The organism is Leclercia sp. EC_58, assembly GCF_019584355.1.
In the GTDB taxonomy this organism is placed as follows: domain Bacteria; phylum Pseudomonadota; class Gammaproteobacteria; order Enterobacterales; family Enterobacteriaceae; genus Enterobacter.
The window spans coordinates 2,908,283-2,930,717 of sequence record NZ_VDAM01000001.1; the positions used below are offsets into that span (position 1 = coordinate 2,908,283).

Genomic DNA, 22,435 nt, shown 5'->3' on the forward strand with positions numbered 1-22,435 from the left:
GGTTCACTGCGCGAAGAGCAGACGCTTTTCGCGCAAATTTTCAAGGAAAGACAGGAACAGGTTATGGATAACCCGCTAATTATATCGGCCATTATTTTTATTGTGGCGGTAGGGATAGGGCTGTGGAGCCAGTATTGCCTGCCTCGCCTTTCTGACAGCAGAAATATTCTGTTCATTCTCTTTTTGTTCCTCGGCATTGTCTCCGCCGGCTCGTGTATATTTAACCTGGTATACCTGCTGTTTACCGGGCAACTTGCGCATGGCGATGTGCAACTGTTTGGCACGATTATTACGCTGGTGGTGCTGTGGAAGCCGCTGATGTATGTGATTGGCAAAATTGATGACGCGTTGCAAAAAATATCGGAGTAAATAGTTGAGCGGCGCGAATTAACACCAGAATATCCGCAAGGCCCTGACAACAACGCAAGACCTTACGCAGTAAAATAAATAATTAATCTATTGTTTATCTGTTGTTGATTCGACCAGCGCCTCATCAGACCACGGCGTCTCCGGCAGCCTGCGCATAATTCGCCTCATTGCCAGAGCGTCCAGTAAAATAGTTGGCACCATAATAAAAGAGATGAGCCAGAAAAAAGGATTCCTGACGGGGAAAATGGTTGTCCATTTATCCTGTTCATTGACACGCGACAATGTCCGGCTACTCAATCTCGTCACGCAATATTTAAAAGAGTAGTTATTTTCTATCGATATTAAATTAACGGGCGTCATCAGGCCATTCATATAGTTTCTGCACCATGCCCAGGATTCAGCATAACTCAAAAGAGTATCTGCAATATCGGTAGAGAAGCGAGAGACTTGATAAAATAAAGGCGCGTTATCATCGCTGATGATCACCCAGTTTTTTCTTCCGTCGGTTGAGGGGGCTTGCCACTTATACCATGTCCGGGAACCCGCGGTTCCGGAACCGTTACTAAAATGGGCTTCAATGTCCTTCCAGTCATAAATCAGCGTTTCGACAGGCCATTTCGCAAAGATATTACGCGTGGGACGATACGTTTGAACATACACGCGTTGGCGTTTGCGATTCAGCCTGACGAGTAACGTTTTAGGGTGGGTCATGACGACACGCAATGCGTGGATGCTGCTATAGAACATCAGGATGAGTATAATCTCAACCAGAATAAATATGGGAGAATACCCAATAATTGGGCCAATAAAACAAATAGATAACAGAAATGGGATTAATGTCAGAAGCGGCATCGTTACGCCAAGCCATTCGCTTCTGGGGACGTTTCTTATAATATCGCAATAAATATCATTGACGGCGACTACACCGAATAGGGGCGGCGCTTTTCTCTGCCTTTTTTTTGACATAATAAGTCCTTTTATGATGTTCCCTGTAATCCTTTAAATCAGGAAACTCAATGCCCATGTCTTGTTAACGGTAGTAAAAATAATGTCGATGCAGAAAAAAGAGAATAAAGAACGTTATTGTTCAGCTTCATATGTACTTATCCTTGTACCATTGAGTTATGCCGGGTCGAAACCCGGCATAGTATTGCATTAACGACCCGCCTTCAACTTCTGGTAATACTCTTCATACAGGCGGCTGGCGTCGCCCACATCGTTCTGCCACTCGCCTTTACTGATGGTCTGCGCATCCGGGTAGAGCGACTTGTCATTTGCAACGGTCGGGCTCAGCAGCTTGCGGGCGGCGAGGTTTGGCGTCGGGTAGCCGATGGTCTCTGCCACCTGTTTTGCCACATCCGGGCGCAGCAGGAAGTTAATTAGCTTCAGGGCACCGTCCACGTTTTTGGCATTGGCCGGGATAGCCAGGCTATCCATCCAGAAGATCCCGCCCTCTGCAGGCCACACCACTTCCAGCGGCGTACCGGCCTGACGCGCGACGTAGGCCGACCCGTTCCACAACATCCCCACGTTGACTTCCCCTTCCATATACGGGTTCGCCGGGTTATCGGAGTTGAAGGCGGCCACGTTAGGCATCAGTTTTTGCAGCTCGTGGTAAGCCGCTTCAATCTCTTTCGGATCGGTGGTGTTGCCAGAGTAACCCAGCTTACGCAGCGCAATCTGGAACACTTCGCGGGCGTCGTCGGTCAGCAGCAATTCGCCTTTATAGTCCGGTTTCCACAGGTCGGCCCAGCTCGTCACCGATTTAGGATCCATCGCTTCACTGTTGATCCCGATTGCCGTTGCGCCCCAGATGTACGGAATGGAGTAATCGTTATTCGGGTCAAACGGCTTGTTGAGCATCTCCGGATCGAGGTTTGAAAAATTGCTCAGCTTCGATTTGTCGATCTTCTGGATCATGCCCTCTTTGCGCATCTTGTCGACGAAATAGGTCGACGGGACCACCAGGTCGTAGGCGCCATCTTTATAGGTTTTGAGCTTGGCATACATGGTTTCATTCGACTCGTAGGTCGAGTAGATAACCTTGATGCCGGTCTCTTTAGTGAACTGCTCCAGCAGGCCTGGCGGCACATACTCGGTCCAGTTATAGAAATAGAGCGTTTTACTGTCGTCCGCGTGCGCAGCGCTAATACCCATTGCGAGAGCGCCTGCCGCGAGCAGGTGGCGTGACCATTTTTTCATTAATACGTCCCCTGAGATTTTGTTTTATCACGAGCAATAAGCTGGCTGGCGATCACCAGAACCAGCGATAACATCAACAGTATGGTCGCCAGCGCGTTCACCTCCGGTGAGACGCCGACTTTCACCATCGAATAGATCTTCAACGGCAGAATTTCATAGCTCGGCCCGGTGACGAATGACGAAACCACCACGTCATCCATCGACAGGGTAAAGCTGAGCAGCCATCCCGCGGCCACGGCGGGCATCGCCAGCGGCAGGATAATTTTGCGCAAAATGGTCATCTCGCTGGCACCCAGATCTTTCGCTGCCTCCAGCATCCGCACGTCAAAGCCTTTCAGACGGGAGTAGACCGTCACCACCACAAACGGCAGGCAGAAGGTGATGTGCGAGAAGAGCAGGGACCAGAAGCCCAGTTGCACCCCCAGCAGCATAAAGAGCACCAGCAGCGAGATAGCCATTACGATGTCCGGAGACATCATCACCACAAACAGCATGCCGCTGACGAAAGGCTTACCGCGAAAACGGTAGCGATAGAGCGCCACTGCCGTCAGGGAGCCAATCAGGGTGGCGAGGGTGGCCGAGAAGATCGCCATCGTCAGGGAGTGCTGCGCCGCCTGCAGCAGGCTGTCGTTATTTACCAGCAGGCTGTACCACTGGGTGGTAAAACCCTGCCAGTTAATGCCAAAGCGCGAGCTGTTAAAGGAGTTCACGATCAGAATAATGATCGGAATGTAGAGGTACGCATAAATCGCGGTCATAAAACCGCCGCGGAGCAGTCGACCGATCATTCAAGTTCCCCTTTACTGTTAAGCAGCCGCGACGCGCGCCAGTAGACCAGCAGCATCAGGCCCATCACCAGGGTCAGGGTGATACTGGTGGCCGAACCGAACGGCCAGTCGCGAATATTGAGGAACTGGCTCTTGATGACGTTACCGATCAGCAGGTTTTTAGCCCCGCCCATCAGGTCAGAGACGTAGAACAGCCCCATCGCCGGCAGCATCACCAGCAGGCAGCCGGCAATGATCCCCGGCATGGTCAGGGGGATGATAATGCGGATAAAGGTCTGGATTTTGCTGGCGCCCAGATCCCTTGCCGCCTCCAGCAGGGGTTTGTCCAGCTTCTCAATGCTGGAGTAGAGCGGCATCACCATAAACGGCAGCAGGATGTAGACCAGCCCCACAATCACCGCGCCGGGAGTGAACATGATGCGGATCGGGGTATCAATGATGCCCAGCCACAGCAGAAACTCGTTCAGGTAGCCTTTGGTGCTGAGAAAGATCTTCAGGCCGTAGATGCGGATCAGCGAGTTGGTCCAGAAGGGCACAATCAGCAGGAACAGCAGCAGCGGTCGCACTTTCGTCGGCAGCTTCGCAAGGAACCAGGCAAAGGGATACCCCAGCACCAGGCAGGCGACGGTGGCTATCAGCGCCATATTGAGCGAATGGAGCAGGACCTGGAAATAGAGCGGGTCCAGCAGGCGCGCGTAATTTTCCAGCGTAAAGACCAGCGAGACAAAATGGGCGTCGTCACGGGTCAGGAAGCTGGTCGCGATGATCATCAGGTTGGGTAAAAAGACAAATAACACAAGCCAACCGACGATAGTGGCGATCACCACATTCTGGAATTTACTTGTGTTCTTCATCAGCCAGCACAACCTCCCAGCTTTCTACCCAGTTAATGACCATTTTTTGATTGAGCGAGTGGTCGAAATCGGGATCGTCTTCGTTAAAGAATTCGCTGACCATCACCATCTTGCCGTTTTCCAGCTCAACGACCGACTCAAGCGTCATGCCTTTGTAGTTGCGCTCGCGGATATAGCCGATTAGCCCTTCGACTTCGGTTTCGTCGTGGATCTCATCAACGCGCAGATCTTCCGGACGCAGCAGGACGTTCAGCTGCTGTCCCGGCTCAACGGCAAAATTGACGAAGATATTGCAGGCGCGGCCCTCGACGTTAGCCAGCACCCGCTGGTCGTCGAGTCGTTCAATAACGGTAGCACTGAAGATGTTGATTTCGCCAATAAAGCTGGCGACAAACAGGTTTTTCGGCTCCTCGTAAATTTCACGTGGGGTGCCGTCCTGCTCGATTTTGCCGTCGCGCATCACCACGATGCGATCGGACATGGTCAAAGCCTCTTCCTGATCGTGGGTGACAAAGACAAAGGTGATCCCGAGCTTACGCTGCAGCGCCTTTAATTCGTTCTGCATCTGCTTGCGCAGCTTGTAGTCCAGCGCGGAAAGGGACTCATCCAGCAGAAGCAGGCGCGGTTTGTTAACCACAGCGCGGGCGATGGCGACACGCTGTTGCTGTCCACCCGAAAGCTGGTGTGGTTTACGCTGAGCGAAGGCTTCAAGCTGGACCATACGCAGAGCCTCGGTGACGCGCGGGGTGATTTCGCTGGCGGGCGTTTTTTGCATCCGCAGGCCAAAGGCGACGTTTTCAAAAACCGTCATGTGCGGGAAAAGCGCGTAACTTTGAAAGACGGTATTGACGTGGCGGTGTTCAGCAGGCACCTGGGTAATGTCCTGACTGTCCAGATGGATGTGACCGCGATCGACGTTATCCAGCCCGGCGATAAGGCGAAGCACTGTCGTTTTACCACAGCCTGAAGGGCCAAGTAGTGTAAGAAATTCGCCGTTGTTGATCGTTAAATCGAGGTCGGAAATGACGGTTTTTCCGTCAAAGCTTTTACGAATTCCGGCCAGTTGCACCAACGGTGACAGTGAAGCTGGTTGTGTATTCAATTTTTGATTCAGTCCCATATCGACGCTGCAAATGCTTATCGCAGCGGGGTTTGTGGTTAACCACCTTGGTGAAACGTAATGAGGGCGGACATTCTACGGGAAAGCGCTGCAATCGCCAATCCTTGTTACCCATTGATAAGCTACATTTATTAGCAAACGACGAGAGAAACGGAAATATTCTCGTTTACGGGATAAAAGTGACCTGACGCAATATTTGGGTTTTGCTGCTTACTGATAATGTTGTCACGAAAAGTGAGGGTGACTGCATGGATAAATTACTTGAGCGTTTTTTACAGTACGTATCGCTGGATACCCAATCTAAGCCGGGTGTCCGCCAGGTGCCAAGCACCGAAGGGCAGTGGAAGCTGTTGCAGCTGTTAAAAAACCAGCTGGAGGAGTTGGGGCTCGTTAACGTGACCTTAAGTGAAAAAGGGACGGTAATGGGCACGCTACCTGCGAATGTGAGCGGTGATATTCCTGCCATTGGCTTTATTTCCCATGTCGATACCTCACCGGATTTTAGCGGTAAAAACGTCAATCCGCAGATTGTTGAGAATTATCGGGGCGGTGATATCGCCCTTGGCGTCGGTGACGAAGTGCTGTCGCCGGTGATGTTCCCGGTATTACACCAGCTGCTCGGCCAGACGCTGATCACCACCGACGGCAAAACGCTGCTGGGGGCTGATGACAAAGCGGGCGTTGCCGAGATCATGACCGCGCTGGCGGTGCTGAAGAACAACAACGTGCCGCACGGCGATATCCGCGTGGCCTTTACCCCCGATGAAGAGGTGGGCAAAGGGGCGAAGCATTTTGACGTTGAGGCGTTCGATGCCCGCTGGGCCTACACCGTTGACGGCGGTGGCGTGGGGGAGCTGGAGTTCGAGAACTTCAATGCGGCGTCGGTGAATATCCGTATCGTCGGCAACAACGTCCACCCAGGCACCGCGAAAGGGGTGATGGTGAACGCGCTATCGCTGGCGGCGCGCATTCATGCCGAAGTCCCGGCAGATGAAAGCCCGGAACAAACCGAAGGCTATGAGGGCTTCTACCACCTCACCAGCATCAAAGGGACGGTGGACCGCGCGGATATGCACTACATCATCCGTGATTTCAACCGCGAAGGGTTTGAAGCGCGCAAACGCAAGATGATGGATATCGCGAAAAAGGTGGGCAAAGGACTCCACCCGGACTGCTACATTGAGCTGGTCATCGAAGACAGCTATTACAATATGCATGAAAAGGTGATCGAGCATCCTTACATCCTTGAGGTGGCACAGCAGGCGATGCGCGACTGCGACGTCGAGCCGCAGCTCAAGCCGATCCGCGGCGGCACAGATGGCGCGCAGCTCTCCTTTATGGGGCTGCCGTGCCCCAATCTGTTCACCGGAGGCTATAACTATCACGGCAAGCATGAGTTCGTGACCCTCGAGGGGATGGAAAAAGCGGTGCAGGTGATTGTGCGGATTGCGGAGCTCACCGCAAAACAATAGTCGCCGTTTGACGCCGGGTGGCGGCTACGCCTTACCCGGCCTACGGTATACGCGTAGGCCGGGCAAACAACGTGCCGCCCGGCATTTCCACACATGAGGAGGGAACCTCATATGTCAAACTACCGTCGACATTATGTGCCAGGCGGAACCTGGTTTTTCACCGTTAACCTGCAAAACCGGCGCAGCGATCTGCTGACGCGTCATATCGATACGCTTCGTGCGGCAACGCAAGGTGTTAAACGCCGCAAACCCTTTCTGATTAATGCCTGGGTGATCCTGCCGGAACATATGCACTGTATCTGGACGTTACCCGAAAATGACACGGATTACTCCGGCCGCTGGAGAGAAATCAAAAAGACCTTCACTCGCGTGCTGGGGATGTCAGGCATCTGGCAGCCACGCTTCTGGGAACATACCATCCGGGATGACAACGACCTGCGGCGACATACAGATTACATCCATATCAACCCGCTGAAACATGGCTATGTGACGCGCGTGAAAGCGTGGCCATATTCCACCTTTCATCGCGATGTGCGGGATGGAGTATATCCGGAGGATTGGGCTGGGGAGATAGAGGATTTTGACACCGGAGAGCGGCGATAAAAAAGCCGGGTGGCGGCTACGCCTTACCCGGCCTACGGGTGCGATTTTGTAGGCCCGGTAAGCGAAGCGCCACCGGGCGTTGTCACAGACGACGTTGTAGGCCGGGCAAAGCAGTGCCGCCCGGCAACCCACAAACGACTCAGTCCTCGAAGAACCAGTACCCGCTGTTCACCAGCGCGGCCATCATCGCGAGGAACGACGGATCGTCCAGCGCATCGCCGAAATGATCGGCAGTCAGCACCATATGGCTGGCAAGGGCCTCCAGCGCCGGACGGTGCGGGGAATCCAGCTGCTCGCCATTGACGTACACCGCTTCGCCAATGCGTAACACCCGCAATCCACCCAGACGCGCCAGCTTGTCGCCCTGCTGAAGTGCATCATAGATTTCATCCGGCTGATACGGCGGTTCCGGCAGGGAGACGTCCAGCTCGTGACGGGACTGGCTGATAAACTCCCCGAACCACTGGTTGAAATGTTCCGGCTGGTTGATCATCTCCAGCATCATTCCGCGCAGCTGATCCAGCTCCTGCGGCAGAATATCGGCCGGATGTTCGCGGGAAGGGACCGCCGGATCGCTGAAGCGGTGGCTGCCCAGTTCACGCTGCAGAACATAGTCGGCAAACCCGTTGATCATCTCGCGACCGCTTGGGGCACGGAAACCAACCGAATAGTTCATCGAGTTCTCAAGGGAGTAACCCTCATGCGGGAAACCCGGTGGAATATAGAGAATATCGCCCGGCTCCAGCTCTTCGTCGATGATGCCGACAAACGGATCGACCTGCAGCAGGTCGGGATGCGGACAGTGCTGTTTCATCGGCACCTTTTCACCCACGCGCCAGCGGCGGCGGCCGGTACCCTGGATAATGAACACATCGTACTGGTCCAGATGCGGGCCAACGCCGCCCCCGGGCACAGAGAAGGAGATCATCAGATCGTCCATCCGCCAGTCGGGCAGGGCGCGGAATGGCAGCATCAGGGCTGCGGCGGGCTGGTGCCAGTGGTTAACCGCCTGCACCAGTAACGACCAGTTGCTCTCGCCCAGGTGGTCGTAGCTTTCAAACGGGCCGTGGCTCACCTGCCATTTACCGTCCTGATGGCTGACGAGACGACTGTCGACTTCGCTCTCCATGGCCAGGCCAGCCAGCTCATCGGGAGAGATCGGATCGACGAAGTTGGCGATGCCGCGTTTCAGGACAACCGGACGTTTTTGCCAGTAACGTTCGATAAAGTCGGGCCAGTTAAGAGCTAATTGATAATCCATATTTATATTCCGCAGGCTTTTAATGACTCGGATTATAACGGAAGCTCGGCAGCCTGCGTGTGAGAATCACGCTTTTTTCACCCGGGGGTTTAACTATCGTCGCTTGTCAGATGCTGGCGACCAAAAATTACCTCCATTCGGGCACCGCCCAGCAGGCTGTCGCTGGTTTCGATTCTGCCGCCATACTGCTCCACAATGTCCCGGGCGACCGAAAGACCGACCCCCTGGCCCGGGCGCAATGTGTCGGCGCGCTGGCCGCGATCGAAGACCTGGTCACGTTTGCCCTGAGGGATCCCGGGGCCATCATCCTCAACGATAACATGCAGCTGGTCCTCTCCCTGACGGGCGGAGACTTCAACAAACTCCAGGCAATATTTACAGGCGTTATCCAGCAAGTTGCCCATCACTTCCATAAAGTCATTTTTTTCGCCGACGAAGCTGATTTCCGGGGAGATATCGAGGGTAATGTTCACCCCCTTGCGCTGGTAAACTTTGTTCAGCGCAGAAGTCAGACTGTCGAGCAGCGGGGCGACGGGGTGCAGCTCCCGGCTCAGCAGGGTGCTGCCGGTGCGCATGCTGGCCCGGTGCAGATAGTAACCAATCTGCTGGGAGATACGGCTGATCTGCTCCAGCATCACGGGTTCTGCTTCTTCGGCGCTCAGCTTCGCGCTGCGCAGGGATCGCATCGTGCTCTGCATGACCGCCAGCGGGGTTTTCAGGCTGTGGGTCAGATCGGTGAGGGTGGTGCGGTACTTATCGTAACGTTCGCGCTCGCTTTTCAGCAGCCGGTTAAGATTGCGCACCAGGCTGGTGAGTTCCCGGGTAGTGTTCGGGTCGAGTTTTTCACGGTGATGTTCTTCCAGCTCGCGCACCTCTTTCGCCAGCGACTCGATAGGGCGCAGGCTCCACCAGGCGGCCAGCCACAGCAGGGGAATCACCAGCAGCAGGTTGGCGGCGAGCACGTAGACGAACCAGTTCCACACCATATAGGAACGTTTAAGCTCAACCGGAATGGTGTCGATGACCACAATCGTCAGCTGGGGCATCTGGAGTGTCGCGGGGTAAATATTGACCGCCACCGAGTGGGTCAGCTCGCTGTCGTCGTCATCCTCGCGGATCTCGGCCAGCTCCCGCTGCATGTTCCGGTCGTTACCGACCAGCACGCTGGTGGCATCAACATTGGCTTCCAGCTCATGAAAGCCGTTGGCTCTTAACCACTCCGGGCGGATGCTTTTAATCAGCCACGGCACGTCGCGCTGGGCCCAAAGCAGCTTGCCTTTTTCATCATAAATCAGCGACATGGTCGGGCTCTGGCGATCCAGATGCTCCGGCATATCGATGCTGATTTTATTGTCTTCCCATCTGGCGAGGGTATAGAAGAGATTGCTTTCGCCACGCAGCAGGCGGAAGGTAGTTTTGTCGAAACTGACGCTGTAGCCCACCAGCGCGACCATGCCGTAGGCCAGGGAGAGCACCAGCACCACTACTGCTGTCGCCAGCAGGAATCGAAACCGCAGCGACAGCGGCAGAAAGTGACGCAGGAGATTTTTCATTTAGCGTAATTCGAAAAGATAGCCCTGCCCGCGCACGGTGGTGATGACATCCTCCGGGTACTGCGCCTGAATTTTCTTACGCAGACGCCCCATCAGAACATCGATGGTGTGGCTTTCGCGCAGCTCCGCGTCAGGGTAGAGCTGGAGCATCAGGGAATCTTTGCTCACCACCTTGCCGCTGTTACGGATCAGCGTCTCCATAATGGTGTACTCAAAAGCCGTCAGCTTAATCACCTCGTCATTTATCGCCAGTTCGCGACGGGAGAGATCGACCTGAAACGGCGGAATGGAGATCACCTGCGAGGCCAGACCGCTGTTGCGGCGCATCAACGCCTGCATGCGGGCGGCAACTTCTTCAATATGGAAAGGTTTGGTGACGTAGTCATCGGCACCGGCGCTGAGCACTTCAACCTTATCCTGCCAGCCTTCGCGGGCGGTTAAAACCAGTACCGGCAAAGAGACATCGTGGCTGCGCCAGCGGCGGATCAGCGACAGACCATCTTCATCAGGCAGACCCAGGTCAACGATGGCGATATCGGGCAGATGTTCATTGAGATAGTAATCGGCTTCTTTGGCATCTTCAGCATCATCCACCTGATGCCCCATCTCCTGAAGCTGAACTTTCAGGTGATGACGTAGCAACGCATTATCCTCAACAACCAGTACGCGCATCATCGCTTCTCCCTAATATGAATGGTCAGAGTAGTTTAACGCTGATTATGTTGCGGCGGGGATAAACATTTCGTAAACCGGGGGAAAGGAACCCTCTTTCCGGGCGGAAAGAGGGTAAAAAGCGTTATTTCAGCTCATCAACCATCGCAATGGCGCGACCGATGTAGTTTGCCGGGGTCATCGCTTTCAGACGGGTTTTTTCCTCTTCTGGCAGGGCCAGACCGTCGATAAACTGCTTCATGCCTTCGGCATCCACGCGCTTGCCGCGGGTCAGCTCTTTCAGTTTTTCGTACGGCTTCTCGATACCATAGCGACGCATTACGGTCTGGATTGGCTCCGCCAGCACTTCCCAGTTGTGATCCAGTTCGTCGAGCAGACGCTCGCGGTTCACTTCCAGCTTGCTCACACCCTTCAGGGTAGACTGATACGCAATCAGCGCGTAGCCGATGCCCACGCCCAGGTTACGCAGCACGGTGGAGTCGGTCAGGTCGCGCTGCCAGCGGGAAACCGGCAGTTTGCTGGCCATATGCTGCAGCAGCGCGTTTGCCAGACCCAGGTTACCTTCGGAGTTTTCGAAGTCGATTGGGTTGACCTTGTGCGGCATGGTGGATGAGCCGATTTCACCGGCGATGGTCTTCTGCTTGAAGTGGTTCAGGGCGATGTAACCCCAGATGTCGCGGTCGAAGTCGATCAGAATGGTGTTGAAGCGCGCGATGCAGTCAAACAGCTCGGCAATGTAGTCGTGCGGCTCAATCTGGGTGGTGTACGGGTTCCACTGGATCCCCAGAGAGGTAACGAACTCTTCGCTGAACTGGTGCCAGTCCACTTCCGGGTAGGCTGCGATGTGGGCGTTATAGTTACCCACGGCGCCGTTGATTTTACCGAGGATCTCCACCTGCTCAAGCTGGCGATACTGACGCTCCATACGGTAGGCGACGTTCGCCATCTCTTTGCCGATGGTGGACGGGGTTGCAGGCTGACCGTGGGTACGGGAGAGCAGCGGGATATCGCGATACTCCACCGCCAGGGCTTTTACCGCGTCGATGATTTTGCGCCAGTATGGCAGCACCACTTCTTCACGCGCGGTAGAGAGCATCAGCGCGTGGGAGAGGTTATTGATATCTTCTGAGGTGCAGGCGAAGTGAATAAATTCTGATACCGCGTGCAGGGCCGGGACGCTTGCCACTTTCTCTTTCAGGAAATACTCAACCGCCTTCACGTCGTGGTTGGTGGTGCGCTCAATGGTCTTAATGCGCGCAGCATCTTCTTCATTGAACTCTGCGACGATTTTATCGAGGTAATCGTTTGCCTGGCTGTCAAAAGCAGGAACTTCCTTGATTGCTGCCTGCGCGGCCAGCTTTTGCAGCCAGCGTACTTCAACCTGTACACGGAATTTCAGCAGACCATATTCGCTGAAGATCCCGCGCAGCGCGCTGACTTTATCGCCGTAGCGTCCATCGACAGGGGAAACGGCGGTCAGTGAGGATAATTCCATAGTTCGCAACTCCGGGAGGTTAACAATGAGCAAGAATTTGTTTTGCCTGAGTAGTCAGGCGATTACGAGAAAACATTAGCTGTAGGCGGCCACCGCCGACCTGTTGCCACAGTACCGCGGCACGAATACCGGCGAGCAGGGAGGCGCGTACTTTGGCCTGTACCTGTGGGCTTTGCAATACGGCAGGGGAGCCGGTCACCTGGATGCGCGGACCCAGTGGGCTGATAACATCCACATAGATGCCCGCCATGGCGCTGAGTAAGGTGTCGGACTGTAGCTCGAAATGTTCCAGCTGGCGCTGCAGGCCGGTAATGCGCTCACCGAGGGTATCCATCGCCCCTTTGGCGGCATTCAGCTTACGCTCCAGCACCATCATGCTGAGGGTATAACGCGTCAGTTCGGCGTTGAGCCCCTGACGGTTGCTAGCATTTAACACGCCGAGCAAGGTTTCCAGACCGAGACGAAGATTCGCTTCGCTACCACCAAACACGACGAGGGTTGAACTGGGGTTCAGATCCACGACGCTGTTGAGCGAAACGTGCAGCGCGTCAGCATCGCAGTGACCCTGATGCGCCAGCTGTTGCACCAGACGGGCAGACTGGCAAATTCCCGCCAGCGCCAGGGTGATGTCATAATAATTCTTCGCCACACTTGCTCCTTTCTGTGTGTTATCGCATTAAACCGCGGTCAGCGGCAGGCGTTGTTCGATGATACCGCCGCCAAGGCAGATTTCACCGCTGTAGAAGACAGCAGACTGACCCGGCGTCACGGCGGCGACCGGCTCGTCGAAACGCACTTCAATGCGTTCGTCATCAAGCGCAGTCACGGTGCAGGGGATATCGGTCTGACGGTAGCGGGTTTTCACCGTGCAGCGCAGCGTGCCTTTCAACGGCTCGCGATCGACCCAGTGCAGCTGTTGGGCAATCAGCCCGACGGACATCAGACGCGGATGGTCATGACCCTGGGCCACAATCAGAATATTGTTTTCGACATCTTTATCGACAACGTACCACGGATCTTCGCTACCCTCTTTGATACCGCCGATACCGAGGCCCTTACGCTGGCCCAGGGTGTGATACATCAACCCCTGGTGCTCGCCGATGGTATCGCCATCTACGCTCACGATCTTACCCGGCTGGGCAGGGAGATAGCGGCCCAGGAACTCACGGAATTTGCGCTCGCCAATAAAGCAGATGCCGGTAGAGTCTTTTTTCTTCGCGGTAATCAGATCCAGCTCTTCTGCGATTTTACGCACTTCTGGTTTTTCCAGCTCACCCACCGGGAACAGGCTTTGGGCAATCTGTTCGTGGCCGAGGGTATAGAGGAAGTAGCTCTGATCTTTGTTGCCGTCGAGCCCGCGCAGCAGCTGGCTTTTGCCGTCGACATCCGCGCGGCGCACGTAGTGGCCGGTGGCGATGTAGTCAGCACCCAGATCTTCAGCGGCGAACTCGAGGAAGGCTTTAAATTTGATCTCTTTGTTGCACAGAATATCCGGGTTTGGCGTGCGGCCAGCTTTGTATTCAGCCAGGAAATGCTCGAACACGTTATCCCAGTACTCTGCGGCAAAATTGACGGTGTGCAGTTCAATGCCGAGCTTGTCGCATACCGCCTGGGCATCAGCCAGATCCGCGGCGGCCGTGCAGTATTCCTCGCCATCGTCCTCTTCCCAGTTCTTCATGAACAGGCCTTCAACCTTATAGCCCTGTTGCAGCAACAGCCAGGCAGAGACGGAAGAATCGACGCCGCCGGACATGCCGACGATCACTTTTTTTTGGCTTTCAGACATTGGAATACTCACGACATTGAACTTCAAGGCGGCGTATTCTATCACGCGCCCCCGGCATTGACACCCTCTGTAAACGGCCAGTTAAATTCGCCGATGGTCTCCAGCGGCAGACGCTGGCCGGTCAGATAGCTGCGAATGCTCTCCGCAACCAGCGGGGAGCGCAGATTTGTTGCGTTGAGGATGGTGTCGGCATCCACCCACAGGCAACGATCGATGTCGCTGTCGTGCGGCTCAGTGGCGCACGTTTCGTTAAGCTCAATGGCGAACAAAAAACGGATAAACGGCGTTTTGTCCGGCGCGATCCATTGATGGAGGCGGATGAAATGTTGCGGCCTGGCATGAATGCCGGTCTCTTCCCACAACTCACGCTGCGCCGCCTGGACCAGCGTCTCGTCGGCTTCAAGGTGGCCCGCAGGCTGATTCCAGAGCGCTTTGCCGTTGATGGTCTCTTCCACCACCAAAAATTTGCCCTGGGCGTGGACAATTGTGGCCACTGTGACATGCGGTTTAAACATGAGGCTCTCCTTGTTCGGTAACATCCCGCCACTCACCGTTGGCGAGGTTATCCAGCGTGTAATTGCCCATGGCGTAGCGGATCAGGCGCAACGTCGGATGGCCGACATGCGCCGTCATGCGCCGCACCTGGCGGTTACGGCCTTCATAAAGGGTGACTTTGATCCACGAAACGGGAATCGATTTGCGCTCGCGGATCGGCGGATTGCGCGGCCAGAGCCACTCTGGCTCATTCACCAGCTCAATGCCTGCGGGCAGGGTAGGGCCGTCGTTCAGCGTAACGCCGTTACGTAAAGCACTTAGCGCCGCGTCGTCCGGCACACCCTCGACCTGCACATAGTAGATTTTGCCGGTGCGTTTTCCCGGCTGGGTGAGCCTGGCCTGCAGCTCGCCGTCGTTGGTGAGCACCATCAGCCCTTCGCTGTCGCGATCGAGTCGGCCTGCGGCATAGACCCCCTGAACGGGGATGTAATCCTTCAACGTGCTGCGTCCGGCTTCGTCGGTAAACTGCGGCAGGACATCGTAAGGTTTATTGAACAAAACGACGCGTGTTGGCGCGCGTTGCTTGCGTGGTCTGGACGCTTGTCGGGTGCTGAATCGTTCAACCCGGTGATTTCTAAAAGAAGTTTTCTGCATGGTATTTTCAGACGTTATCAATTGCCGCATTATAGCCTAATAACGAATGCCTTTCATGGCGCCAGACATTCAGGTACTATCGGTGGGCTCATTACAAATTATTAACATAAGATCAGTAACAACCAGAAGCGCTCGAAGGAGAGGTTAATGGAAAGCAAAGTAGTTGTTCCGGCGGAAGGTAAAAAGATCACCCTGCAAGACGGTAAGCTGAACGTTCCAAACAATCCGATTATCCCGTTCATCGAAGGTGACGGTATCGGTGTTGATGTAACCCCAGCGATGCTGAAAGTGGTGGATGCCGCTGTTGAGAAAGCCTATAAAGGCGAGCGTAAAATTTCCTGGATGGAAATTTACACCGGTGAAAAATCTACCCATGTTTACGGCCAGGACGTCTGGCTGCCAGCTGAAACGCTGGACCTGATTCGTGACTACCGCGTTGCCATCAAAGGCCCGCTGACTACCCCAGTTGGTGGCGGTATTCGCTCCCTGAACGTTGCTCTGCGTCAGGAACTCGACCTGTACGTCTGCCTGCGCCCGGTACGTTACTACCAGGGTACCCCAAGCCCGGTTAAACACCCAGAACTGACCGACATGGTTATCTTCCGTGAGAACTCCGAAGATATCTATGCGGGCATCGAGTGGAAAGCGGACTCCGCAGAAGCCGAGAAAGTGATCCAGTTCCTGCGCGAAGAGATGGGCGTGAAGAAAATTCGCTTCCCTGAACATTGCGGTATCGGCATCAAGCCGTGCTCCGAAGAAGGCACCAAGCGCCTGGTTCGTGCAGCGATTGAGTACGCGATCACCAACGACCGTGACTCTGTGACCATCGTTCACAAAGGCAACATCATGAAGTTCACCGAAGGTTCGTTCAAAGACTGGGGTTACCAGCTGGCGGCGGAAGAGTTCGGTGGCGAGCTGATCGACGGCGGCCCATGGCAGAAGATCAAGAACCCGAACACCGGCAAAGAGATCATCATTAAAGATGTCATCGCCGATGCGTTCCTGCAGCAGATCCTGCTGCGTCCGGCTGAATACGACGTTATCGCCTGTATGAACCTGAACGGTGACTACATCTCCGACGCCCTGGCGGCGCAGGTTGGCGGTATCGGTATCGCACCAGGCGCGAACATCGGTGACGAGTGCGCGCTGTTCGAAGCCACCCACGGTACCGCACCGAAGTATGCTGGTCAGGATAAAGTGAACCCAGGTTCTATCATCCTATCCGCAGAAATGATGCTGCGTCATATGGAGTGGTTCGAAGCCGCAGACCTGATCGTTAAAGGTATGGAAGGCGCGATCAACAACAAGACCGTGACCTATGACTTCGAACGTCTGATGGAAGGCGCTAAGCTGCTGAAATGTTCAGAGTTTGGTGACGCGATCATCGAAAACATGTAATCCGTATTTCGGGTTGTATGCAAACGGGAGCCTGTTGGTTCCCGTTTTTTATTATTAGCTTTCGAACGGTTATCAAAATTTTATCAAAACAAGTTATCAAAACCCCACCCAAAAATCCTATATCGCGATTGTCGTCCAGTCCTTCCCGCGGTCGTCGTTGTAGCGATCGGTCTGCTGCTGTGACTTGTGGCCGAGCAACTTTTTAGTGTCAATTCCCTGTTCCTTATAAAGACGTTCCGATAGCGATCGCTGCTCATGGAATGTCGCCGGCGTTCCTTCCCTCCAGTCGATCCCTGCCTTATCCCGGGCCTTACTAAAATTCATTGTGAGTGTGTTCGCTTTAACCTGGGCACCACGCTCTGCTTGCGACGTTGCCCTGAAAAAATGGACAAGGTAAGGGCTAACCGCATAATCACGACAGCGCGATATAACATCCCGCAAACTCCAGTTGATGGCGTTCAGGCGGAGCGATAACGGGATCGCGATTTTGCTTCCTGTTTTCTCCTGAATAATGTGCAGCTGATCATCCCAGACATCGCTAAATTTCATCCTCGAAATATCACCCAGGCGTTGGCCGGTTACCAAAGCCAGCAACATAGCGTTACCCATATATTGGTGGTTGGCGTCTGCAATCTCGAAAATCCGCTGCCATTCCTCAAGGCTAAGTCGCTGCCGGGTGATTCTACGTCTGGGCTTTTTAGTGGCTGACGCAGGATCGTAACCCGGGGGAACCTCACCTGCGTGTTGCGCCTCTTTAAATATATCGACCAAAACGGTTCGAATAACCTGAGCCATTCTCGCCTGACCCGCCGCAATATATTCATCAAGAATTTGGGCGATATCGCGTACATCAACGGATGGCAACAATTTCATACCAACGCGTTCACGCAGTAGAGCCGCTGGCTTATTTTTTTGTTTGAATGTGTTTAATTTAATATCACCTGAAGCCAGGCGCTCTTCCTGAATTTTCCAGTATCGGTCGAGCCATGTTGAAACCGTGATCGCTTTTCCTTTGCTTGTGGCGATCCTGTCACTGATCGCCAAAATCTGCCGGGTTCTCTGTTCTGCCAGACGCGCGTTTGCCTCAGTAGCAATCGCAATGGCCTCCACTTCGTCAGTGCCCAGCGCATGGAACTTGCCGGTGATTGGATGCTTATAGCGCCAGTAAACCTTGTTCACCTTCCTGCTGTAGAGAGGGTAAAGGTTCGGGACAGAGACATTGTTTTTACGTGGTCTGGCAGCCATCGTTCAAAATCCTTTGCAGCAATATGGAGTCGTTCTTCTTAACTACCGGCGCGGCCAGTTCCCCTACCAACTCAGCATCCTCACGAACGCGCCATAAGCGGCCCTGCTTCATTGCTGGTGGAGAAAACTGGTTCTGTTTCGCATAACGTCGAAGTGTCGACACGCTTGGAGGGTTGCTTCTGTATTTTTCAGCGGCCCACTCTTCGAGAGTTAACATCTGGATCATATGCTTTACCTCATAATGGCCCAGTAACGGGCCATTGGCTGAAATATTCTAATCAGATTGCTGTCAGGCGCTGCCAGATAGCCGAAACGTATTTGACCTGGTGACGGGCGTCCGCCAGAGCGTTGTGCTGATCACCCTCAAAAGGGATTTCATATCGAGAGTTCAGCCCAATAGCTTTGCCCAGTTCGACGACGGTACGCACGTCCCGGTAGTTCCAGTGCGGGATCGGGAATGGTGTGTCGGCCAGCTCGAATGCCGCTTCCAGAAGAGAACAATCAAACGAACTACCATTCCCCCAGAGCTGAACACTCCTCGACCCGTTAGCCGCGTTTTCAGCAATGAAATCGAGGAACTGCTCAAGCGCTTCCACCAGACCGACCGTATCATCCACCACGATTGCAGATCGGGCTTCCGGCGATTGCTTCAGCCACCAGAGGATGGTGCTGGCGTCCGGCCTGGCCCCGAAAGACATCGACGATTCGAGGTTAATCACCTGGTAAAACTCTGCCCCAGCCTTACCGGTTGACGGATCGAAGAATACTGCACCAACTGAAACGATCGGTGCGCCTGGCTTTTTACCCATGGTTTCGAGATCCACCATCAGGTGCGTGAACATGGTTTGCGGATTTGAGGTGTCAGCCCCCAGCGTCTCCAGTTCCTCTTTCAGATCCCCTTCCATCGCCGCATAGGTTGCATTGCCAACCGCGGCGCCACAGTCAGGGCAACCGCCACAGCCGGTGCAAACAGTCTCAGCTACGGCATCTGTTTGCGGATCAGTTGCATCAACGCTTTCGCCTGGCGGAACCGCGTCACCAGTTTCTCCTTCCGCCGGGTCAGTCTCTTCCATCTGCACATCGCTGGTGGTCTCCTCTGTAACCGATGAACGGTCATCATTTTCTGGTTGTTTTTCGTTCATCAGGCCTTCGATGGAGAACATGCCGTCACCGAGGTTTGCGACCTGTGGCTGGCTGGTAGCGGCGTTCGCCCACTTCGGCAGGGTCTGCGTTTCAGCTTCACTCTCATCAGCGAGTTTCTGCTCACCCGCCTCTGCCCATTTCGGCAGTGGATGTTCTTCAGCAGTTTGGGTTTCCTCAGGTTGTGTGGCCGGGAGAGGCAACAGCTCAGTTGCAGCGTTGAATTCAGCTGTCATTGTCCGGTTCACGAACTCCAGATGCGCAGCAGGCGTCAGGTGGATATTCTCCGGCGCAATGCGCACCAGGTTGAAGATGGCCGCGCGGTTCACTGCCAGAATGCCGGGCTGATTACGCAGGATCTTGCTCCATGACTTCCAGTCTTCCTCTTTATTCGACACTATCTCTTTCGCGCGACGGAGAATGCCGCCCGGGATCTCCTGATGGTTGAAGTCCATCGGAAGCAGGGCGCAGGCGATCTCCAGATCAAGGGTATCCAGGGTATGGTGCGCATCAGAGCTGCGGTCAGTTACATACCCGCCGTCGGCATTGGTCCCAGCGTCAGTACGCTGCACGAGGTTAATGCGGTTGCCGGCGAGCCATTCACGCGTCAGGATACCGCGGTCGATATATGGGGTGGTTACCCATGCCTTTGTGAACTGCAAAAGCAGGCCCAGCTCATGGCGCTTTTCCATGCTGAACACTTTGCGGATGGCGTTCGTGTAGCGCCAAAGATCTTTGGTGTCGAAAGCCTTAACTTCTGCAAAATTTTCAGCAGCGAGCAGCAGGTCCTGGACATAACCATTGTCGGTATCCATTTCCAGTGCGTGCAGCTCTGCATTCTCGCTGCGGGTGATGTGGTGGCGCAGTTCGTCTACCGTCAGCTGGGCAAGCAGCTGTTTGCGGAAAGGCATTTTGCAGACGGGGTAGTGGGCACCACCATCATCATGCTCGCTGATCTTCAGGCCATGTTCATACAGAGGTTTTGGGGCTTCATCCTTGGCTGGAAGCTTGCCGCTCTTCCAGTCCTCAACCAGCTGGTTACGATCCTCGGCGTTGATCCAGCCCGACATGAAGGCGGCCAGAAGCCCGGATTCGTGTTCTTTGTCCTGCGGGAAAACGTCTTTGACGGCCTGCACCAGTTTCCACTCGGCATGCAGGCTGAGATCGCTAATATCAGCTACGTCATTTTTGGCCTGCAGCAGATTCTGGAAGTAAGCATTTCCCTCATCGGTCGTCAGTTCGTTTGCGACGATCTGCTGTTCCTGGCTGATCTCCGAAACGTATTTGTCACCCAACAGATGGACGGCGAAGCGGACAGCCGGGGTGCGGTTTTCAAGCAGGGAAGTGCTGCAGGCATTTGCAGTATCAGCGGAGGTTACCGTCGCGGCAGGGTTATCTGCATCGCTGGGGACTGCTGGCAGAGTGTGGCGCGGGGTCACAAATTTGGCACGTAACTGGTCTAAGGCATAAGCCGGTTGCTGTTCTTCGGCAGTCGCTGAATCAGAGGTTTTGCTATCGGGGATCACGTTCCATGTGCGCTGGTCGTCGGCCAGGGCGTAGCGCTTACAGAACTCAAAGCAGACGGAGCCTTCCTCTGGCAGAGCGTTAATAACTGGCATGTCGGTGCGGACAGGCTTGGCGTAGTCCTTACCGCGGCCAGTTTCGATGCCAGCATCTTCCAGTGCAACATCGAGTGTCAGGGCTGCGCGCGCTTCGCTTTTCGCCGTGAACCAAATCACTGCATCTTGCTTACCTGATTTCTGGGTTGCCTTAATCTGATAAAAAAATTCCATGGTGGAGCCTCTTTTGGGTGTAAGATACCCAACAGCTAATGAGCGCTGCTTAGGTAGTGGTCATTGGTCAAAACTCGATTCCGGAAAGCTTTGGTCGGCTGACCGGGTACTTAACCCGCCTTGCGCGGGTTTTGTGCTTATTGGGCGCTGGGCTTGTTCGCCAGCTGAGAGATAAGCACTCCATCAAGTGCATCAAGCACCGGGTCGAACGTGGTATTCGACGGGATCTTGCTGACTGCGCGGATGACTGCTGAAACTGAGATATCACCTTCACGAAGGCTATATCCGCCGCCCGGTCCTCTGTGCGAGGTGACCAGCTTGCCGCTGCGCAGTCGCTTAAAAATTTGCTCCAGGTAGGAAACCGAGAGCTTCATTTCTTTACTCAATGTGGCCAGCGGAACTGGTGTGCCGCAGTAGATTCTGTCCAGAACTGCAACAGCCTGGACAGACGCCATCACTCGTTTCATTCCAAATTCCATGGTCTATCCCTTCACCGGATCCCGGCCGTAGCCAGGGTTATCTTCAATGGCATCCTGCAGAACCTGAATCGCTTCGCCGTATGGAAGGGTCAGTGCCAGCTTAATCGCCGTCCCGAACGTCTCCGCTACCAGTTCAAACTTCTGAGCCAGGCGGTTCGCTTCCTCGGTCTGCTCCTCAACAGCCTTCATTTCAAACTGGTGCTCCTGCCAGACTTCATCCATAACGTCTTCTTCAACTTCACTGCGCAGCGCTTCTTTAACTTCAAGAACAGGCAGGAAGCCGATTAACTCCTCTGCCGGTGCGGTGCTGTATCGCAATGCCAGTTCGTTCGCTGACATAAATCCTCCGGAAAAAGGCCCGCCACGGGCGACGGGCAAAGAGAACTTTTCCAATTTAACCAGAACAGGTCATCGACTCCTGTCTGGTTGAGATGGCGGGATTACCATCACGATGCCATGTGCACCTGGCATCAGGCTGGCAACAGCCATTGGTCGAAACTCGATTAAAAATGTAACGCTGGCTGTTGGTCGTCAGCCGGTTTGTACGGGTAACACTGTCCTTTCACGTGCTGCTCTGCGGCAGCTGCTTCACAAACCGCCTCGGTGTTATAAACGCCGAGCATGATGTCTGAGCATTCCCCGGTGAGGGCGCAGACGGTAACGATTAAGGCGAAAAACGAGGTCATGCGTTGAGCTCTGGATTGCCTTTCTGCGCCATGAAGTAACAGAACTTGCGGATCAGAACTTCAACGATGTTGAGGCGAATAGCCTGCTGTTTAACTGGGATGCGTGCGTAGTCAATCATGGTTATCTCCTTGTTGCCCTTTGCGTCTGGCCGACGGAACGGTAAAGCCTGCTGCGCGATAGTTTTGTCATCTCATCCGGTGTTTCATATGCCGCCGGCAGCTACTACGTGGGCGTCCTGCCTGGATGACTTACTTGCTGCTTGGTGTGCTCGAAGTTTCACATGGCGTGAATATCACGTCAATACAAAAAGTGAATTTTATTTTTCACAAAACGTGAGGATTTTGATTTAAGGACGAAAAAAAACCAGCC

Annotated in this window: 24 protein-coding genes; 4 read left to right on the forward strand and 20 right to left on the reverse strand. The window is 54.4% G+C overall.

Annotation, left to right across the window (positions count from 1 at the left end):
• The first annotated feature begins 63 nt into the window (after positions 1 to 63).
• Positions 64 to 369 carry a hypothetical protein gene (locus tag FHC51_RS14215; protein ID WP_220435824.1) on the forward strand — a complete coding sequence of 102 codons (306 nt, stop codon included), beginning with the start codon at positions 64 to 66 and terminating at the stop codon, positions 367 to 369.
• A gap of 87 nt (positions 370 to 456) precedes the next feature.
• On the opposite strand, the gene FHC51_RS14220 is transcribed toward FHC51_RS14215, so the two are convergent.
• The 5 genes from FHC51_RS14220 to potA form a co-directional block, all read right to left on the reverse strand.
• Positions 457 to 1,335: a DUF6708 domain-containing protein gene (locus FHC51_RS14220; protein ID WP_220435825.1), complete on the reverse strand. Its 879-nt coding sequence runs from the start codon at positions 1,333 to 1,335 to the stop codon at positions 457 to 459.
• A gap of 189 nt (positions 1,336 to 1,524) precedes the next feature.
• The gene (gene potD, locus FHC51_RS14225; protein ID WP_220435826.1) at positions 1,525 to 2,571 is read right to left on the reverse strand and encodes a spermidine/putrescine ABC transporter substrate-binding protein PotD; all 1,047 of its coding nucleotides are present in this window, start codon (positions 2,569 to 2,571) and stop codon (positions 1,525 to 1,527) included.
• The gene (potC, locus tag FHC51_RS14230; protein ID WP_103179124.1) at positions 2,571 to 3,359 is read right to left on the reverse strand and encodes a spermidine/putrescine ABC transporter permease PotC; all 789 of its coding nucleotides are present in this window, start codon (positions 3,357 to 3,359) and stop codon (positions 2,571 to 2,573) included. The genes potD and potC overlap by 1 nt, the downstream gene beginning before the upstream one ends.
• Positions 3,356 to 4,213 carry a spermidine/putrescine ABC transporter permease PotB gene (gene potB / locus FHC51_RS14235; protein WP_103823740.1) on the reverse strand — a complete coding sequence of 286 codons (858 nt, stop codon included), beginning with the start codon at positions 4,211 to 4,213 and terminating at the stop codon, positions 3,356 to 3,358. The genes potC and potB overlap by 4 nt, the downstream gene beginning before the upstream one ends.
• Positions 4,197 to 5,333: a spermidine/putrescine ABC transporter ATP-binding protein PotA gene (potA, locus tag FHC51_RS14240; protein WP_220435827.1), complete on the reverse strand. Its 1,137-nt coding sequence runs from the start codon at positions 5,331 to 5,333 to the stop codon at positions 4,197 to 4,199. Before potA ends, potB begins: the two co-directional genes overlap by 17 nt.
• 248 nt (positions 5,334 to 5,581) lie before the next feature.
• Between potA and pepT the strand changes: the two genes are divergently transcribed.
• Positions 5,582 to 6,805, forward strand: a complete 1,224-nt coding sequence (pepT, locus tag FHC51_RS14245; RefSeq protein WP_156238407.1) for a peptidase T — start codon at positions 5,582 to 5,584, stop codon at positions 6,803 to 6,805.
• A 111-nt stretch (positions 6,806 to 6,916) separates the two neighbouring features.
• Positions 6,917 to 7,408, forward strand: coding sequence for a transposase (locus FHC51_RS14250; RefSeq protein ID WP_220435828.1), 492 nt, complete (start codon positions 6,917 to 6,919; stop codon positions 7,406 to 7,408).
• Positions 7,409 to 7,547: 139 nt separating this feature from the next.
• On the opposite strand, the gene FHC51_RS14255 is transcribed toward FHC51_RS14250, so the two are convergent.
• From FHC51_RS14255 to rluE, 8 genes are all read right to left on the reverse strand, one after another.
• The gene (locus tag FHC51_RS14255; protein WP_220435829.1) at positions 7,548 to 8,669 is read right to left on the reverse strand and encodes a cupin domain-containing protein; all 1,122 of its coding nucleotides are present in this window, start codon (positions 8,667 to 8,669) and stop codon (positions 7,548 to 7,550) included.
• An 89-nt stretch (positions 8,670 to 8,758) separates the two neighbouring features.
• Positions 8,759 to 10,222, reverse strand: a complete 1,464-nt coding sequence (gene phoQ / locus FHC51_RS14260) for a two-component system sensor histidine kinase PhoQ (RefSeq protein WP_220435830.1) — start codon at positions 10,220 to 10,222, stop codon at positions 8,759 to 8,761.
• Positions 10,223 to 10,894, reverse strand: a complete 672-nt coding sequence (gene phoP, locus FHC51_RS14265) for a two-component system response regulator PhoP (protein ID WP_039028964.1) — start codon at positions 10,892 to 10,894, stop codon at positions 10,223 to 10,225. It abuts the gene before it with no gap.
• A gap of 124 nt (positions 10,895 to 11,018) precedes the next feature.
• Positions 11,019 to 12,389, reverse strand: a complete 1,371-nt coding sequence (gene purB / locus FHC51_RS14270) for an adenylosuccinate lyase (RefSeq protein ID WP_103179175.1) — start codon at positions 12,387 to 12,389, stop codon at positions 11,019 to 11,021.
• 19 nt (positions 12,390 to 12,408) lie between these two features.
• Positions 12,409 to 13,038 (reverse strand): high frequency lysogenization protein HflD, encoded by a 630-nt coding sequence (hflD, locus tag FHC51_RS14275; RefSeq protein WP_220435831.1) that lies wholly within the window; start codon positions 13,036 to 13,038, stop codon positions 12,409 to 12,411.
• Positions 13,039 to 13,065: 27 nt separating this feature from the next.
• Positions 13,066 to 14,175, reverse strand: coding sequence for a tRNA 2-thiouridine(34) synthase MnmA (mnmA, locus tag FHC51_RS14280; RefSeq protein WP_139157103.1), 1,110 nt, complete (start codon positions 14,173 to 14,175; stop codon positions 13,066 to 13,068).
• Positions 14,176 to 14,216: 41 nt separating this feature from the next.
• Entirely contained in the window at positions 14,217 to 14,690 is a 474-nt protein-coding gene (locus tag FHC51_RS14285; protein WP_220435832.1) for an NUDIX domain-containing protein, read from the reverse strand.
• Positions 14,683 to 15,354: a 23S rRNA pseudouridine(2457) synthase RluE gene (gene rluE / locus FHC51_RS14290; protein WP_220435833.1), complete on the reverse strand. Its 672-nt coding sequence runs from the start codon at positions 15,352 to 15,354 to the stop codon at positions 14,683 to 14,685. Before rluE ends, FHC51_RS14285 begins: the two co-directional genes overlap by 8 nt.
• Positions 15,355 to 15,471: 117 nt before the next feature.
• Here rluE and icd point away from each other — a divergent pair, with 117 nt between their 5' ends.
• On the forward strand, positions 15,472 to 16,722 hold the full coding sequence (icd, locus tag FHC51_RS14295; protein WP_220435834.1) for an NADP-dependent isocitrate dehydrogenase: 1,251 nt from the start codon (positions 15,472 to 15,474) through the stop codon (positions 16,720 to 16,722).
• A 117-nt stretch (positions 16,723 to 16,839) separates the two neighbouring features.
• Here the strand turns inward: icd and FHC51_RS14300 are convergent, their stop codons facing one another.
• The 7 genes from FHC51_RS14300 to FHC51_RS22945 all read right to left on the reverse strand — a co-directional run bounded on the left by FHC51_RS14300 (position 16,840) and on the right by FHC51_RS22945 (position 22,184).
• Entirely contained in the window at positions 16,840 to 17,967 is a 1,128-nt protein-coding gene (locus FHC51_RS14300) for a site-specific integrase (protein ID WP_149335803.1), read from the reverse strand.
• Entirely contained in the window at positions 17,948 to 18,193 is a 246-nt protein-coding gene (locus tag FHC51_RS14305; RefSeq protein WP_032617596.1) for an excisionase, read from the reverse strand. Before FHC51_RS14305 ends, FHC51_RS14300 begins: the two co-directional genes overlap by 20 nt.
• A 52-nt stretch (positions 18,194 to 18,245) precedes the next feature.
• Complete coding sequence (locus tag FHC51_RS14310) at positions 18,246 to 20,900, reverse strand: exonuclease (protein WP_220435835.1); 2,655 nt, start codon at positions 20,898 to 20,900, stop codon at positions 18,246 to 18,248.
• A gap of 137 nt (positions 20,901 to 21,037) precedes the next feature.
• Positions 21,038 to 21,379: an Rrf2 family transcriptional regulator gene (locus FHC51_RS14315; protein WP_220435836.1), complete on the reverse strand. Its 342-nt coding sequence runs from the start codon at positions 21,377 to 21,379 to the stop codon at positions 21,038 to 21,040.
• A 3-nt stretch (positions 21,380 to 21,382) separates the two neighbouring features.
• Entirely contained in the window at positions 21,383 to 21,718 is a 336-nt protein-coding gene (locus FHC51_RS14320; RefSeq protein ID WP_220435837.1) for a hypothetical protein, read from the reverse strand.
• Between the two features lie 164 nt (positions 21,719 to 21,882).
• The gene (locus FHC51_RS14325; protein WP_032651367.1) at positions 21,883 to 22,065 is read right to left on the reverse strand and encodes a DUF1482 family protein; all 183 of its coding nucleotides are present in this window, start codon (positions 22,063 to 22,065) and stop codon (positions 21,883 to 21,885) included.
• Entirely contained in the window at positions 22,062 to 22,184 is a 123-nt protein-coding gene (locus FHC51_RS22945) for a hypothetical protein (RefSeq protein WP_255584864.1), read from the reverse strand. Before FHC51_RS22945 ends, FHC51_RS14325 begins: the two co-directional genes overlap by 4 nt.
• Between the last annotated feature and the right edge of the window lie 251 nt (positions 22,185 to 22,435).

Excerpts from the sequence above, each read along its gene's own strand:
- FHC51_RS14215 (WP_220435824.1), top strand. The coding sequence starts at position 64 with ATGGATAACCCGCTAATTATATCGGCCATTATTTTTATTGTGGCGGTA.
- FHC51_RS14220 (WP_220435825.1), bottom strand. The coding sequence starts at position 1,335 with ATGTCAAAAAAAAGGCAGAGAAAAGCGCCGCCCCTATTCGGTGTAGTC.
- potD (WP_220435826.1), bottom strand. The coding sequence starts at position 2,571 with ATGAAAAAATGGTCACGCCACCTGCTCGCGGCAGGCGCTCTCGCAATG.
- potC (WP_103179124.1), bottom strand. The coding sequence starts at position 3,359 with ATGATCGGTCGACTGCTCCGCGGCGGTTTTATGACCGCGATTTATGCG.
- potB (WP_103823740.1), bottom strand. The coding sequence starts at position 4,213 with ATGAAGAACACAAGTAAATTCCAGAATGTGGTGATCGCCACTATCGTC.
- potA (WP_220435827.1), bottom strand. The coding sequence starts at position 5,333 with ATGGGACTGAATCAAAAATTGAATACACAACCAGCTTCACTGTCACCG.
- pepT (WP_156238407.1), top strand. The coding sequence starts at position 5,582 with ATGGATAAATTACTTGAGCGTTTTTTACAGTACGTATCGCTGGATACC.
- FHC51_RS14250 (WP_220435828.1), top strand. The coding sequence starts at position 6,917 with ATGTCAAACTACCGTCGACATTATGTGCCAGGCGGAACCTGGTTTTTC.
- FHC51_RS14255 (WP_220435829.1), bottom strand. The coding sequence starts at position 8,669 with ATGGATTATCAATTAGCTCTTAACTGGCCCGACTTTATCGAACGTTAC.
- phoQ (WP_220435830.1), bottom strand. The coding sequence starts at position 10,222 with ATGAAAAATCTCCTGCGTCACTTTCTGCCGCTGTCGCTGCGGTTTCGA.
- phoP (WP_039028964.1), bottom strand. The coding sequence starts at position 10,894 with ATGCGCGTACTGGTTGTTGAGGATAATGCGTTGCTACGTCATCACCTG.
- purB (WP_103179175.1), bottom strand. The coding sequence starts at position 12,389 with ATGGAATTATCCTCACTGACCGCCGTTTCCCCTGTCGATGGACGCTAC.
- mnmA (WP_139157103.1), bottom strand. The coding sequence starts at position 14,175 with ATGTCTGAAAGCCAAAAAAAAGTGATCGTCGGCATGTCCGGCGGCGTC.
- FHC51_RS14285 (WP_220435832.1), bottom strand. The coding sequence starts at position 14,690 with ATGTTTAAACCGCATGTCACAGTGGCCACAATTGTCCACGCCCAGGGC.
- rluE (WP_220435833.1), bottom strand. The coding sequence starts at position 15,354 with ATGCGGCAATTGATAACGTCTGAAAATACCATGCAGAAAACTTCTTTT.
- icd (WP_220435834.1), top strand. The coding sequence starts at position 15,472 with ATGGAAAGCAAAGTAGTTGTTCCGGCGGAAGGTAAAAAGATCACCCTG.
- FHC51_RS14300 (WP_149335803.1), bottom strand. The coding sequence starts at position 17,967 with ATGGCTGCCAGACCACGTAAAAACAATGTCTCTGTCCCGAACCTTTAC.
- FHC51_RS14305 (WP_032617596.1), bottom strand. The coding sequence starts at position 18,193 with ATGATCCAGATGTTAACTCTCGAAGAGTGGGCCGCTGAAAAATACAGA.
- FHC51_RS14310 (WP_220435835.1), bottom strand. The coding sequence starts at position 20,900 with ATGGAATTTTTTTATCAGATTAAGGCAACCCAGAAATCAGGTAAGCAA.
- FHC51_RS14315 (WP_220435836.1), bottom strand. The coding sequence starts at position 21,379 with ATGGAATTTGGAATGAAACGAGTGATGGCGTCTGTCCAGGCTGTTGCA.
- FHC51_RS14320 (WP_220435837.1), bottom strand. The coding sequence starts at position 21,718 with ATGTCAGCGAACGAACTGGCATTGCGATACAGCACCGCACCGGCAGAG.
- FHC51_RS14325 (WP_032651367.1), bottom strand. The coding sequence starts at position 22,065 with ATGACCTCGTTTTTCGCCTTAATCGTTACCGTCTGCGCCCTCACCGGG.
- FHC51_RS22945 (WP_255584864.1), bottom strand. The coding sequence starts at position 22,184 with ATGATTGACTACGCACGCATCCCAGTTAAACAGCAGGCTATTCGCCTC.